The following is a 14,497-nucleotide window of genomic DNA, read 5'->3' as shown; positions in this document are numbered from 1 at the left end:
TTCGCGCCTTCCACTACAATCTACATGGTGATAAATATCTATCAACACTAGGCTATAACAGATCATAAATTAAAAAGCACTTTAGTTTAAACAGTAAAAAAGGAGCCTGGGTTTTTAACCAGGCTCCTTTTTGGTACGTTTATGATTCGCTATTCTTTTCGTTCTCTACTTCAAATAAGACTGAATCAAACTGTGTAGTGTTTTTTTGCTTCCTGATGGGAATTGAAATGTTGATAGATATTACAGATATGATAATCAACGCAGATCCGAGCATCTGAAGAGCGCCCAGCCTGTCACCATACACCAGTATCCCCAGCATGGTGGCTATGACTGGTTCCAGGGTGGCGACGACAGCTGCTGTACTGCTTTCTGTTCTTTCCAGGCCCCAGGAGTATGCAAAATATGCAACCACAGTCGGGAAAATCCCTAACCCTATCGCATAAAGCCACACATCCCCTGTGAAAAGAACAACCGCCTTGCTGACTATACCAGTTGTCGGAACCAGGGCAGCCGAAGCCACAAGGAATGTATACAAAGTGACCGTAAAAGGATGGTACCGCCTTAACGCCACCTTGCCAAAAATACTGTATAGAGCGTAGCCGAACCCTGCCCCTAGGCCAATAAGGATACTTGAGGCAGAAAATGACGTTCCCCCATGTCCTGTAATGCCAGCGGCAAGCGTACAGCCAATGACTGTCATGACAATCGCCAACAGCTTCTTCCTGTTAATGCTTTCTTTAAGGAATAGAAAAGACAAAACCGCCACAAAAGCAGGAGATGTGTACAATAATGCCACTGCGATCGGAATATTCATCAGGTTGATTGCCGTAAAATAAGACCAATTAAAAAACACAATGCTTAAAATCCCTGTACCTACAAAAAGATACAAGTCTTTCACCCTGATTTTCAAATGACTTCGGTAAAAAGCAATTCCCACCAGCATCAATATAATGGCTGCGGTCGACACACGTATCGCCACAATCTCCATGGCACCGAACCCGGCATCATTCAAGCCTTTGACAAAAAAACCAATCAGTCCCCACATCGCTGACGCAAATGCGATCATTATATAAGGTAATTTCCCTGACAATCTTATTCACCACACAGAAAAGATGGCAGATATACTGCCATCTATTTTTCTTTTCTCTTAGACTAAATGATATACCTTATTGTATTTTTCGTATAGGTAATTTACCAGGTATTGGGCATTGAGTCCCTCTCCGGTTACATCATTCAAAATCTCAAGGGGCTTTTTCATTTTTCCATGTTTATGGACATTCTCCGTCATCCATTCTTTAACAGGCTGAAGATTTCCCTGTTCTAGCAGTTCCTCATAATTCGGTAAATCTTTCAGCATGGCATTCTTGAACTGAGCGGCATACATGTAGCCTAATGCATAAGAAGGGAAATAGCCAAAGCTGCCTCCTGCCCAATGGACATCCTGCAGGACTCCCTCCGCATCATTTTCAGGCCTGATTCCGAGATACTGCTCATACTTATCGTTCCAGATCCGCGGAAGATCCTTAACTTCTATTTCATCGTTGAACAAGCCTTTTTCAATCTCATATCGCACCATTACATGCAAAGGATACGTTAGCTCATCGGCCTCAATCCGGATTAAGCTTGGTTTAGACTCATTGACTGCACGATAGAAATCCTCAACTTCCACTCCTGAAAACTGACCGTCCGAATACTCCTGCAGCAAGCTGTAGTTGTGCTTCCAGAAAGAGTAATTGCGCCCAACAAAGTTCTCATAGAAAAGCGACTGTGATTCATGAATTCCCATCGATGTGCCAGAACTCAAAGGAGTTCCGACTAGCTCTTCAGAAATGTTCTGTTCATAAAGAGCGTGTCCGCCTTCGTGAATTGTACCGAAAACAGCTGTCCGGAAATCTGATTCATCATATTTAGTCGTAACCCTTACATCTCCAGGGTTAAGCCCCATCGCAAACGGATGGACAGTTTCATCAAGACGTCCTGCATTAAAGTCATAACCCATTTGTTTAAGGATTTCAAGACTGAATCCACGCTGCTTGTCTTTAGAAAAGTGCTTGAACAAGAATCCTGTTTCAGGTTTAGCTGTTGAACTGGAAATTTGCTGTACAAGTGGAACAATTTTTTCACGAAGATCACCGAATACCTGATCCAGAACCTCGACAGTAACACCAGGTTCATACATATCTAGCAGCGTATTGTACTTATTTACTTCATATCCCCAATAACCAATGAATTTCTTTGTTGTATTAACAAGTTTTTCAAGATAAGGTCTGAACAATTCAAAATCGGACTCAGCCTTCGCTTCTTCCCAAACTGTTTCTGCCTTTGATTGAAGAATCACATATTCCCGGTATTCAACTGCAGGGATCTTCTTGTTACGGTCATAATCCTTCCTGCATTCCTCCAGTGTTTTACGGGTAATTTCAGATAAACTTGGTTCATTTGATAGTCTTGCTATGTATGATGCCATTTCCTCTGAAGTTGACATGTTGAACAGGTCTGAAGAAAGTACCCCGATCACTTCAGAACGCTGCTCTGCCCCTTTTTTCGGAGCTCCTGTCCTTAAATCCCAATAAATCAAAGAAAGCGCCTCACCGTAGGCAGCCATTTTTTTGACATAATCCAAAAATTTCTTTTCTGTTTGCTTTACTTCACTCATCTACTTCACCCCATTTTCCTCTTTCCTGTTTATCTTATCATACTTTTCAGAAAGTTAGGTTTACGAAAAATAAAAACAACAGGCGAACCTGTTGTTTTACAAGCAGAGGATTTTATTTGTTACTTCGTTTTCCCGATTGCCACACGCCATGTTTCTGGGCCTTCTTCAAGGTACTCCCATGAAAATGCTTCCGGACGCTCCATCATGAATTGGTATTGCAGCGGTCTAGGGTCATGATCATTGACGATTTGCATGAATTCTCCCTTTTTCAAAGAATCGAAGTTTTGGAATATTGTAGGGTGTTTTTCCCGTGGTGCATAGTCAGGTACATTGATAATTACGTTGAAAGTCATTTCACTCTCTCCTTAAATTTCTGTTTTTTCTTTACATTTTCATTATAAATCTCCTATATCGCCCTTGAAGTGAGCGCGGTCACAGATTGACTATGACTTCTTTCATTCATGAAGAATAGTGATCTTATGAAAAAATAGAGGAACTCCTTTTATAAGATAGAACTTTATGATAGGGAGGGATTTTTGTGAAAGAGTTGGTCGGCAGCTGCGAAAATTGCGGGAAAGAGATTTTTTGCCTGGATGGATTTTTGAATGGCGTGCATAAAGATGGAAAAGTCCTATGCTTTGAATGTGAAAAAGAGGATGAGCAGAATTCATAATAAAAACCGCAAAGCTTCGATTGCTTTGCGGTTTTCCTATTAATCTTCATCAACAGCCAAATCTTTTACAGGCAGCTGTTCTCCTTCTTTATGTGTCACTTTACGGAGATTGAAGAGTGCTTTTACGCTAAATATTGCGAGCGCTGCAACACCAATCAAGAATATTGTATCAGGGATTGCTCTCAGTGTCAGCAGCATTTCAACTGTTTCCTGCTGTAAGAACTGAGATGAACGTGATGCTGCATAACCATTGAAATATGCCTCTTTTAACTGTAGGTATCCCACTGGCAGCAAGGACAGGAATACCATGCCTGCCAAACCTACGTTCAGCATGATGACAATGAATTTAACCCACCTGTCGCTCCATTTTTCAGGATTTACAATATTGCGCAATGAGTAGACCAGAACTGCCCCTGCGAACATACCATACACACCCATCATCGCTGCGTGGCCATGGGCCGGTGTCAGAAACTGACCGTGTTCAAGGAAGCTTACTGCAGGCAGGTTGATTAGGAAGCCCAGTACCCCTGCACCAACCAGGTTCCAGATTGCCACTGAAATCAAGAACCAGAAAGTACCTTTGTAAGGGAAATCAACCCCGCCATCTCTCATCATTTTATACTGATCATATGCTTCCAGGATGAGCAAGGTCAACGGAATGACTTCCAGGGCAGAGAATACAGAACCGAGTGCAATCCAAGCTTCTGATGAGCCATTGTAGTAATAGTGGTGCCCGATACCGATGACGCCTGCTCCCATCAGAAGGATCAACTGGAAGTATAATGCCTTTATTGTTGATTTTTTCGTAACAAGCTTCATTTGGACCATCAAGAAACCAATGACAACGACTGCGAAAACTTCGAAAATACCTTCAACCCATAGATGGATGATCCACCAGCGCCAGTAGTCAGCAAAGGTGTAGTGTGTACCTGGATTGATCATGAAAGCAAAGAAGTAAAATGCTGGTACCGCAATTGCTGAGTAGAACAATAGGTGAATCAAGCCGCCTTTGTCGGATTCCCTCTTCAAACCACTCTTGATGCCACGGAATACGATGAACAGCCAAATCAGCATTCCGGTTGCAAGAATGAACTGCCATATGCGTCCCAGCTCAAGGTATTCCCAGCCCTGGTGACCCAGCAAGAACCAATTGTTTCCAAGGTAACCGTTAGCACCAAGCCACTGGCCAATCATACTGCCCGCTACAAGGACAACTAATGCCCAGAAAAGGATGTCAACCAGTAATCCCTGGCGCTTTGGTTCATGTCCGCCCACGAGCGGAGCAATGAAGATTCCCATTCCCAGCCATGCTGTTGCAATCCAGAAGATAGCGAGCTGCAGGTGGAAGCCTTTTGTAATGTTGAAAGGCAGGATATCATGGACCCATTTCATTCCAAAGAAACTATCAGGTTCGATATAATAGTGCGCCAGCAGGGCTCCGAACATTGCCTGGACAAAGAACAGCACAGATACAACCGCGAAATATTTACCTGTCTTCAATTGTGAAGAAGTAAGCGGCAGTTTTCTCAAATCGATTTTAGGGAAGTTGCCATCTGTATAAGCCTCTTGCATTCCCAGATGATAGCGATAGAAGACAAACAGGATCAAGCCTACGAACAAGATCAATATGGTCACGCTCGCCCCGCTCCACCAGATTGCCGAGAATGACATTGTGTTTCCTGCGTCCTCATAATATGGCCAGTTATTTGTATAAGTAATATCATCATCTGGCCTTTCTGTACTTGATAGCCAAGCTGTCCAGAAAAAGAAATCAGCGATTTGTTCGATCTGGTCGCCTTTCGAAACCCAGGCGCGTTCACCGTCTGGCATATGTTTTTCCTGGATTAACCCTGCTTTCAGACCCCACTCGTCACCTTCAGTAAAAATAGTATGATAGAATTCCCTTACCTTTTCATGTCCATATATTTGCGCTTCTGTCAGTACGAGTTTATCTGTATCCAGCACATAACGGTTTTCACGCATTTCTTTCATGACATTGTCCCGGATGATTGTTTGTTCATCACCGGATAACTCTTTGAAATCTTTACTATATTTTTCTTGTGCCCTGAAGTCATGCATTCCATCAGTATAAATCTTCAGTGCCTCTGCCGTATAATCAGGCCCCATATAGGATCCATGCCCTAATACAGTTCCATAATCCATCAAACCATATTTCTGGAAGACAGCCTGCCCTCCCATGATACTCTCTTTTGTTAAGATGATCTCTCCCTTTTCGCTTGCGACTTCAAGCGGCCTTGGAGCCATATCTTTAAAGATCCAGTAACCTCCTGTCAGGAGTACTGTAAAGCTAAGCAATAATGTAATGATGAGTACGGATTTCAACAGTGAGTTTGTATTTTTCTTGACCACTGCCTTCTTGGATGTTCCATGCTGGATTTCCATCTACCATACATCCCCTTTCCTGATTGATTTACAACCTAAGCATAAAGGGAATTCGATGGGAAGTTTGTGAAGTTCCTCATTTGTTTGGTGTGATATTTCACACAGCGATGATAATTATTTTCATAAAAACGTCAATATATGATTCAGGTCACTTACCCCTTATTCATCTCTTGATAGACTTTAAGTTAGATAATGAATCCAATAGTTAGAGGAGCAGATTGATATGCATATATCTCAAATCAGACAGCAATTGAAAGAAGTTCCTATATTCAAAGAATTATCACAAGACGAGCTGAATCCTATTGTTGAAATCGCCCAGCCGCGATTCTTTAAGAATAAAATGTACGCATTCATGCAGGGAGATCCGCTTGACAGGGTTTTCTTCATCCATTCAGGGAAGGTGAAGATTTATAAAACAGATTCATCAGGCAGGGAACAAATCGTTTCCGTCCTTGAAACTGGTGAAATGTTCCCTCATGCAGGCTTCTTCAGGAAGGGCCAATATCCAGCGCATGCGGAAATAATGGAAGACACCCAGATGATCATCGTACCAATCTCAAAGTTTGAAGAAATCCTTGTCGCCTACCCCGAACTTTCTATTAAGTTATTCCGGGTCCTAGGAGAGAAAATCGTTGACCTGCAGGCCAGACTCGAGGAGCAGATCCTTCATAATACGTACGAACAGATCATCATGCTGTTGTTGCGCCTATGCAAAACTAATGGAGAAAAAAGAGAAAATGGCTTTAAATTAACGACCCATTTTACCAACAAAGAATTCGCCAACATGATCGGCACCTCCAGAGAAACCGTCAGCAGAACGATCAACCATTTAAAAAAGAAAGATTACTTAAGCATGGATTCTGACGGATTCTACTTAATAGACCATGAAAAATTGCATCAGGAATTGTTTTAAGAACCCCGAAGCGTCTCGAGGGGCCAGGCGCTGGAGCTGGATTAAGATACCCATATCGAGTGATCCACACAATAATACTTCTATAATTTCCTTTAAAACAGGAAAAAGTAATTTTTCTAGTTTAAGTGATGCGCATCACGGAAGAAAAGAGTGAAAATGATTATCATTTAATCATACCAACTAAAGTATTTAGGAGCTGATCGATATGGAACACAAAACCATTGAATTGGATGTACGGGAGGATATCAATAACAAGCTGGAGCCTTTCCAGAAAATCATGGAGGCCATTGGCGAGCTGCAATTGCATGACTGCCTGATCCTTCATGCTCCTTTCAAGCCTGTTCCGCTCTATGGAGTGTTAAAAGCTAAGGGTTTTGAACACGAAGTAGAAAAGATTGAAGCAAAACACTATAAAATCACTTTTACTAAAACGGGAGGGAAGTAAGATGATCCTGGATAATAGAGGGCTTGAACCGCCTCAGCCAATGATGAGGACACTCGCAAAGCTTGAAGAGCTTGAAGCAGGTCAGACGCTTATCATCATTAATGATCGCCGGCCGATGTTCTTGTTCGAACAGCTGGATGAACTGGGCTATATATATTTGACTGAACAGCAAGAAGATGGCAGTTATCGCGTGACGATTTCCCGAAAAGCGGGGTGATTGAAGTGTTTCAGCAAAGCAGTGGTAACGAAACAAATATAAAGCTTCCTTTTTCATTCATCGGCTTCAGCATGCTGGCATTACTCCTTTCACAGCTGCTGATCCTGCTGAACGGTGACCTGCTTGTTTCAGGCGTGTTCCGATTGCCGGCAATCTGGTCTGCTGCACATCTTTTCGTGCTCGGCTGGGCCTTGATGGTCGCTATGGGGGCGATGTACCAGCTGGTCCCTGTCGCCTTCCTGACACCGATCTGGAACGAGAAATTCGGCTTTTTGCAATTGGCGGTAACGACTGCAGGAATCATTTCTTTTGCAGTTGCTCTATACTTTCAGCCACAGGATGCCCTGATTCCAGGAATCCTGACATTGTTCGGAATTTTCATGTTCATCTTTCAAATGTTCATGACGCTAAAAAGCCAGGCAAAACCAAATATCCTAACTTTATTCGTCGGGACTGCGCTATTTTCTCTGCTTGCTACCATTTCACTTGGAATCACACTGGTTCTGAGCATGAAGACAGGATATGCATCAGAGTATTATCAAGCCATTTTTAAAACTCATATCCTGCTGGGTACAGTGGGCTGGTTCTCCCTATTGATCTTCGGTTTTTCTTATAAAATGGTTCCGATGTTCTCACTTTCGCACGGGTATTCCATGAAACCGGCACGATTTGTATTCGGTGTTTATGCTGTTGGAATCATCCTGTTGATTTCTTCCTTCTTAACGGGCAGCCATCTATTTGAAGTGTTGGGAACGCTCATGCTATTTGCCGGGTTCATCATTTTCACCTGGCATGTCAAAATCATCATCGATAAGCGTGTGAAGAAGAAGCTAGACCGTCCCTTCATGTTCGCATTATTCGCGATTGGCTGCGGGGCTTTAATCCACTTTGCCGCTTTTGCTGGAAGTGCTGTGAATCTTCTTTCAAAAATGGCAGGGCCGATTATTTTACTATATTTAGTCGCATGGATTGCATTCAGTATCATTGGTTATCTATATAAGATCGTTCCATTCCTGTGGTGGACCCATAAATACAGCAAAGAAATCGGCAAAAAGAAGGTGCCTGCGTTAAAAGACATGATGGATGAGAAGCTGGCACTGCCGCTTTTCATCATGTTCACTGCAGGCACGATACTTCTTTTACTGTCATTCATCGTCAACCTTACGCCTGTCTTTTACATCGGCCAGGGATTGATTGTGATCGGAGCTGTCCTATTCAGCTATATTATCGCCAAAGTTGTAACTATATGAGGAGGAGTTAGAAATGACTGAATTAAAGGAAAAAATCAGAGAAAACTTAAAAACTGTGATAGACCCAGAATTGAATATTAATGTTGTGGACCTGGGCTTGATTTATGCAATCGACGTTCCAGAACCGCGCACAGCAAGAATTTTAATGACACTTACGACTCCAGGCTGCCCTCTGCATGACAGCATCGCCAGCGGCATTAAATATTGCGTTCAAGGCATGGAAGAAATTGACCATGCAGACGTTCAATTGACGTGGGAGCCAGCCTGGACACCTGACCGCATGACGGAGGAAGGAAAAAGACTGCTCCAGGGGTTTTAATTTAGACGTCCACCTGCATCAAAACCTGTCAGGGTAATAATGTGAAGTTTGGTTCATATAATAGGCAAAAAAAAAGAAACGCTTGAGATTCAAGCGTTTCTTTGCATGTTTATTTAGCGTTTGAAAGGCCAAATGACAATGCCTGACGAAAGTTGTTTTCCGCTTCCTGCAATTCTGCCAGCTGGAGTTCATCAGCCTGGAATTCATTACGCAAAGCCTCTGTGCTAGTCGAAAGAGCTTTAGAGATACGTTGGAAGTCGATAAAAGAATAATTCATTGCCATCCCTCCACTTCAGAAAAAATGCAAGTATAAATGTATTTTATTCAGCAGAACGTCTATTTATTCCAGGAAAAAGACACTATTTTTTAACGATAAAAAGCCTCCTGTTCAACAGGAGGCTTAGTTTATTTCTCAACTCTGGGAGGGCGTTTGCCCCAATATTGGTAGTAATCTGTTCTGATGAATCCATTGAACAGCTTCCGTTTCTTAGTTGCCGGTTTTCCGTATACTTGTTCAAAGTCCTCATTGGATGTCAGGATATAGATGGACCAAGTGTCATGTGGAGCAAAGGCTTTGCCCATCTGGCTGTACATTTCTTCGACAGCTTTCTTTTCACCCAATCGCTCACCGTATGGAGGGTTGCCAACAATGACGCCATACTCTTTTTTTGTCGTAAAGTCCTGCACACGCATTTGTTTGAAAGAAATCAAATCGCCAAGTCCTGCTTCAAATGCATTTTCTTCAGCGATTTTCACCATGCGATGGTCGATATCCATGCCGCTGATATCTAACGGCTGGTCATAATTTGCCAGGTCCTCCGCTTCCATCCTTACCTCGTCCCAAACTGAGTCAGGAAAAATTGGCCAGGCTTCTGAAACAAATTCTCTGTTAAAACCTGGTGCGATATTTTGACCGATTAACGCGGCTTCGATTGGAATTGTTCCAGAGCCGCAGAAAGGATCAACGAATGGTTTGTCCGGATGCCAGTTTGTCAACTGGATCAGGGCAGCTGCTAGTGTCTCCTTCAATGGAGCTTCTCCCTGGCCAGACCTGTATCCGCGCTTATGCAGGCCGCTTCCGCTGGTGTCGATTGTCAAAGTTACGACATCCTTTAGCAGAGCAACCTCTATTTTAAACAATGGCCCATTCTCTTCAAACCATGTAGTCTTTTTATAAGACTTTCTCATTCGTTCAACAATAGCTTTCTTGACGATTGCCTGGCAGTCAGAAACACTGAAAAGCTTTGATTTTACTGATTTACCCGAAACAGGAAATTCAGCATTTTCCGGTAAAAACTCTTCCCATGGTAGAGCTTTCGTTTTTTCAAATAATTCGTCAAATGTATAGGCTTTGAATTCGCCAATCTTGATTTTGATCCTGTCTGCCGTACGGAGCCACATATTGCTTCTGGCTATTGCCCTGACATCACCTTTATAAGTGATCTTCCCATTTTCTACTTGGCATTCGTATCCAAGGTCGCGGACTTCCTTTGCCACGATTGCTTCAAGACCCATTGCTGAGGTCGCGATTATATCAAAATTCTTCATCGTTTCACCCTTTATATCCAATCTCTTATGTATTTCATTATTAAGTTACCCAATAACACTTAATATACATAAAAAAAGCTCTCCTGGCAAAAGGAGAGCTTTTGTAAACACTCATACAAATCCATTAATAACGTTCTGTAAGCCATGTTTTGTACCTTTGTACTGCAAACGACCAAAAGTCTCGTACTCTGGTGGTAATCATCTATCTACAGATGAGAACTCATCTGTCCTTCCCTTTGTTCAGTTCCTCCAGGAAGGTGCCCCTACCATCGTTTGGGTTTCTCGCTCGTGGGGTTTACCTCGTTCCACCCTTCCGATTTCTCGGAAGGCTCCGTCACTGTGGCACTTTTATAGGTATTCATGCCATATCGTTGCCGACTTAGGCATTTTCCCGGCCGTCAGCCGAGCGTGAGCCCGACTGCCCTGGCTTATGAATTGGCCAGGCACGAACACTACAGGCATCTCAGCCTGTGCGAGCATGGACTTTCCTCTGCAGCAAAACTGCAGCGATTACCCGAACGTTATTAACAGCTACAAGAAACATTATATGAAATATATGTTCGAAAAGCAATGGTAATACATTTCAAAAATTAGCAGATACTGGATTAATCGTAAAGCTTATCACCAAAAACATGCTTTTCAAGATTCGATAGCCTCTTTAGGATATCGAAATTCGTTGTGCCAGCTGCCTGTGTGCTTGGCCGGCGCGAAGCTTCATCAACCTGCTTTTTTAGACGCAGGTTGTCCTGTTGAAGCTCTTCAATCTCCTGCTGCATCACTTCATAATCCTTAATGATCATATCAAGGAATTTATCAACATCTTCTGGCTTGTAACCACGCATTGCTGTTTTGAATTCTTTTTCCAAAATATCTTTTGCAGTTAACTGTAATTTATCGGATAGCATTCCATTCACCTCAATATACCCCAATCGTCACATTTATTTTTTCAAAAACAAGACGATTTGTCAATTTTTCTTTTATTAAGCTTGTTTATTTAATCCCGCAAGCAACATTCTCAATTAAAAATCCTGCTGTTTCAATTGTTCCTCTTCAACCGCAATTTGTAAATCGTATAAAGTGATCATTCTTATTTCATAATCGTTTTTTTCTTGATAATTTTTTGCCGTTTCATATATGAATTTGGGACTGCCTTCTTTTTCAGGATCATAAAGCAGGATCAGCAGGTCGCTTTTCTCTATAAAGAATTGATTCTTCAATCTGAATTGCCACGGTTTTTCGTAAGGCTTTTTAGTGATGGAATCAACATGATCAGCTCCAGCAAGCACCGATTCATACCACTCCTTATTGGCTTCTTTCCAAGTTTCCTCTTGATTCAGGAAGGGCGTGAATACAGAAAGTTTAAGGTCGGGATATTCTTCCTGGAGCTCGAATACCGCCTCACCGGCCCATAATTCGACACCTAGCTGTCCGCTTATCATCACCCATTCCAGACCTTCCTCAATTAAAGGAAGCAAGCTTTTTTTTATCGCAATTTTTATGTATTCTGCGGACGGATGATTATGCTGGAACACGCCGAGTTCAAAAGGTTTATAACCAGATATCGCAGCTACTTTTACCATATAATCTCCTTTGATCCTTTTATTAAGGCTGGTTTCTTAAAGATTGTTGTTAAAATCCTATAGCCGATTTTAACGTAATATATCCCCATTTTGCAGGTCAGTTTTAAGTTTGCATACTCTTTTCTCACAAGAGGGTCAACCTTACGAAGAAATATACGTCATTAAATCCATCAAAGTTTGAGAAAAGAGCCTTTATTAATCAGAACTCCATATTGAAGGTATTCCCTATATACAGGAATTATTACACCTTTAAACCTTAAAAATGGACTGTTTTCGTAAAAATCGCTGTTAAAATCCTACAGCCGACTTTTACGTGAATAAACGCTAATTTGGAGGTCGGTATTAAGTTTGCAAGCTCTTTTCTCATAATAAGCTTGAATTTTATAGAAAAACATTGATCATACAGTCCAATTTGGTATTCAAAAGCAACAAAGTTTGAGAATAGAGCCTAAAAAAACAAGGGCTGAGGAGCCCTTGTTGCAGTCATTTTATCGGCCAAATCCTGGACCGCCGAATCCTGGTCCACCAAATCCTGGTCCACCAAATCCTGGACCGCCGAATCCCGGGCGCGGTCTCGGTCCAACTGGAGCCACTCCGCCTGGTACCGGACCAGGTCCGCCATAATGATTCTGGTGTGTCACCTGATTAACCGTAGACTGTGTCTGCGGGAAATAATGAACATGGTCATAATTGATGTGGTTTACATTTGTAGTGTGTGTTGGATGAATATGCGGAACCACATTATTTGTAAAGTTATGGTTCGTACAGCACTTAGTAGGATGAACTACTGCTGGCAATACGTGTGTCGGCTTGCAGTGCATAGTGCATAACTCCTTTCATTTAGACTTATTGTTTACATTATCAGCCTATGAAGAAGTGATGCGTCTTGTACTAATGAAAACACCTATTTTTCAAAAGAATCTGCAATAAAGACCCATTGTTCGATTCTTAAAGGAATGTGTAAAAGTTGTCCTTAAGACCGCTGAAAATAACAGCAATGAGAGTAATAACGACAAAATATAGAACTAATACCGCTTTATACATCAAACCCGCCCCGTAAAATTATATTGTTTTTTAACACCATACAATTTTACATTTTACAATGTCTAAACCTTACATACAACAGGATATTACAGGTTTTAAAAGGATAAATGTTAAAATTTTGTTACAATTCAAGTTTCTTTGACGAAACTTAGTATAAAACCAGTTTATTTTGGCGAATTTTGCGCTTGCCCGGGAAATTCTTTTCGGGAAATCCTTTGTATCCTTTTTTCGAGTTCCTGGTTAAAAATCATGTCTTTTTTTGTTGCACCTTTTTCTTCCCGGTGAAGTTCCTGAGCAAGATAACAATACTTCAGAGCCAATTCAAGCTTTTTTTCACGATGTTCAAAATGTTTGGCCAGCTCGATACATGCTTCTTTACGCTGCATTTTTGTCCCTTTTGCTGCACTTTCTTCCCACAGGACAACCGCCTTATCCCAGTCTTTATTCTTTTTATGCTCAAAAGCTAGTGCATGCTTAGCTGAAACCGCTTCTTCATTTCGACCATCCAGCAGCCCGGTGAATGCTTGCTTCGCTTTGTCTGACTCACCAAGATAGGAAAACCAGCGTCCCACTTCGTAGGTTTCCCGTGATGTTTGGGTCTTGTCCCTTCCGAGGATCTGGAAAGTTAGATGTGTGTAGAGCGTCAATAATGACAGGATATCTGTTTCATTATGCTTTATGACACCCAGCAATCCTTCTGGGTTCTTCCTCTCCAGGAAGTCAAAATAAATCATTGGTGCCAAAAAGCCAGGAATGTCATCCTTCCTTTCAAGCCCCAGGATCTCCTGTTCCACAATGCTCAATTTCATCCGCTCGATCTTATGCTTCCATAATCTTCTCGCTGCATGGTACAAATCAAAATGTCCAAAGGAAGGCAGCTTTGGGACATGGTCACGGACAAGAGTGTGCCTTGTTTTGACTTGCGGCCAATCGAAAGCCTTGCCATTGTAGGTAACCAATGTCGTGTAATCGGCATTGGTCAAAAAGCTCTGGTAAAGAGCAACTTCTGCTCCGGGATTTGGCAGGATATGCTGCTTCAACTTCACTGACTCCCCCGATATGGAGGCATGGCCAAGCAGGAAGATGGTGTTGCCAGCGCCTCCCCCAAGTCCGGTTGTTTCGGTATCAAAAAACACGAGGTCCAAAGGGGTGTGGCCAGCTGCAGACAGCGGATGCTTCGTCCCCTCCTTGTTCCAGAGCGAAACAGCCTCGAGCAAATCGCCGAATCGGTAATGCCCATGCTGGTGATCGAGCGGATAGCTCACTTCTCTGACTAGACAATATTGTCCATCAAAATAGAAGGGGGAAACCTGTTCCTGCTCCCAAACATCAAGAAACGGGATTTCTGGTGTTTGTTCAGCTATGAGCGGTTCGGCCTTTGGCTTATCAATCCCGCTTTTTATATGGGGTTTCAGCCTGTTCAGTTTATTCTTTAGACTCATATTCCCC

At 42.3% G+C, this 14,497-nt stretch carries 16 protein-coding genes and 1 other RNA gene; 6 read left to right on the top strand and 11 right to left on the bottom strand.

Features of this window, described 5'->3' with window-relative positions; all coding sequences use genetic code 11:
• Positions 1-139 precede the first annotated feature (139 nt).
• The 3 genes from J7E32_RS14565 to J7E32_RS14555 form a co-directional block, all read right to left on the bottom strand.
• A complete protein-coding gene (locus J7E32_RS14565; protein ID WP_214908504.1) occupies positions 140-1,090 on the bottom strand; it encodes an EamA family transporter in 951 nt (316 codons plus the stop codon).
• 57 nt (positions 1,091-1,147) lie between these two features.
• Positions 1,148-2,656 carry a carboxypeptidase M32 gene (locus J7E32_RS14560; RefSeq protein ID WP_214908502.1) on the bottom strand — a complete coding sequence of 503 codons (1,509 nt, stop codon included), beginning with the start codon at positions 2,654-2,656 and terminating at the stop codon, positions 1,148-1,150.
• 119 nt (positions 2,657-2,775) lie between these two features.
• A complete protein-coding gene (locus J7E32_RS14555; protein WP_023627605.1) occupies positions 2,776-3,009 on the bottom strand; it encodes a DUF2249 domain-containing protein in 234 nt (77 codons plus the stop codon).
• 185 nt (positions 3,010-3,194) lie between these two features.
• Between J7E32_RS14555 and J7E32_RS22970 the strand changes: the two genes are divergently transcribed.
• Positions 3,195-3,329, top strand: a complete 135-nt coding sequence (locus tag J7E32_RS22970) for a hypothetical protein (RefSeq protein WP_286183267.1) — start codon at positions 3,195-3,197, stop codon at positions 3,327-3,329.
• Between the two features lie 39 nt (positions 3,330-3,368).
• Here J7E32_RS22970 and J7E32_RS14550 read toward each other — a convergent pair whose 3' ends face one another.
• Entirely contained in the window at positions 3,369-5,732 is a 2,364-nt protein-coding gene (locus J7E32_RS14550) for a nitric-oxide reductase large subunit (RefSeq protein ID WP_214908500.1), read from the bottom strand.
• A 223-nt stretch (positions 5,733-5,955) separates the two neighbouring features.
• Between J7E32_RS14550 and J7E32_RS14545 the strand changes: the two genes are divergently transcribed.
• From J7E32_RS14545 to J7E32_RS14525, 5 genes are all read left to right on the top strand, one after another.
• The gene (locus J7E32_RS14545) at positions 5,956-6,645 is read left to right on the top strand and encodes a Crp/Fnr family transcriptional regulator (protein ID WP_214908494.1); all 690 of its coding nucleotides are present in this window, start codon (positions 5,956-5,958) and stop codon (positions 6,643-6,645) included.
• Positions 6,646-6,850: 205 nt separating this feature from the next.
• A complete protein-coding gene (locus tag J7E32_RS14540; protein ID WP_214908492.1) occupies positions 6,851-7,090 on the top strand; it encodes a DUF2249 domain-containing protein in 240 nt (79 codons plus the stop codon).
• Position 7,091: 1 nt separating this feature from the next.
• Positions 7,092-7,307: a DUF2249 domain-containing protein gene (locus J7E32_RS14535; RefSeq protein ID WP_214908490.1), complete on the top strand. Its 216-nt coding sequence runs from the start codon at positions 7,092-7,094 to the stop codon at positions 7,305-7,307.
• Positions 7,304-8,557, top strand: coding sequence for a hypothetical protein (locus tag J7E32_RS14530; RefSeq protein ID WP_353654055.1), 1,254 nt, complete (start codon positions 7,304-7,306; stop codon positions 8,555-8,557). Before J7E32_RS14535 ends, J7E32_RS14530 begins: the two co-directional genes overlap by 4 nt.
• Positions 8,558-8,570: 13 nt before the next feature.
• Entirely contained in the window at positions 8,571-8,876 is a 306-nt protein-coding gene (locus J7E32_RS14525) for a metal-sulfur cluster assembly factor (RefSeq protein ID WP_214908489.1), read from the top strand.
• Positions 8,877-8,985: 109 nt separating this feature from the next.
• Here the strand turns inward: J7E32_RS14525 and J7E32_RS14520 are convergent, their stop codons facing one another.
• The 7 genes from J7E32_RS14520 to J7E32_RS14490 all read right to left on the bottom strand — a co-directional run bounded on the left by J7E32_RS14520 (position 8,986) and on the right by J7E32_RS14490 (position 14,490).
• The gene (locus J7E32_RS14520) at positions 8,986-9,153 is read right to left on the bottom strand and encodes a hypothetical protein (RefSeq protein WP_158651564.1); all 168 of its coding nucleotides are present in this window, start codon (positions 9,151-9,153) and stop codon (positions 8,986-8,988) included.
• A gap of 128 nt (positions 9,154-9,281) precedes the next feature.
• Positions 9,282-10,424: a THUMP domain-containing class I SAM-dependent RNA methyltransferase gene (locus J7E32_RS14515; protein WP_214908487.1), complete on the bottom strand. Its 1,143-nt coding sequence runs from the start codon at positions 10,422-10,424 to the stop codon at positions 9,282-9,284.
• Positions 10,425-10,557: 133 nt separating this feature from the next.
• An RNA gene (gene rnpB, locus J7E32_RS14510) (RNase P RNA component class B) lies at positions 10,558-10,946 on the bottom strand.
• A gap of 83 nt (positions 10,947-11,029) precedes the next feature.
• On the bottom strand, positions 11,030-11,329 hold the full coding sequence (gene gpsB / locus J7E32_RS14505) for a cell division regulator GpsB (protein ID WP_214908517.1): 300 nt from the start codon (positions 11,327-11,329) through the stop codon (positions 11,030-11,032).
• Positions 11,330-11,443: 114 nt separating this feature from the next.
• Complete coding sequence (locus J7E32_RS14500) at positions 11,444-12,004, bottom strand: SLOG family protein (protein WP_214908486.1); 561 nt, start codon at positions 12,002-12,004, stop codon at positions 11,444-11,446.
• 488 nt (positions 12,005-12,492) lie between these two features.
• Positions 12,493-12,825: a CotD family spore coat protein gene (locus J7E32_RS14495; protein WP_214908484.1), complete on the bottom strand. Its 333-nt coding sequence runs from the start codon at positions 12,823-12,825 to the stop codon at positions 12,493-12,495.
• A 387-nt stretch (positions 12,826-13,212) separates the two neighbouring features.
• Positions 13,213-14,490, bottom strand: coding sequence for a ribonuclease H-like domain-containing protein (locus J7E32_RS14490; RefSeq protein ID WP_214908482.1), 1,278 nt, complete (start codon positions 14,488-14,490; stop codon positions 13,213-13,215).
• Positions 14,491-14,497 lie beyond the last annotated feature (7 nt).

The organism is Bacillus sp. ISL-55, from assembly GCF_018613155.1.
GTDB lineage: Bacteria > Bacillota > Bacilli > Bacillales > Cytobacillaceae > Mesobacillus.
Note: the sequence above shows the minus strand (reverse complement) of the source record. Positions and strands in the feature narration are given on the sequence as shown.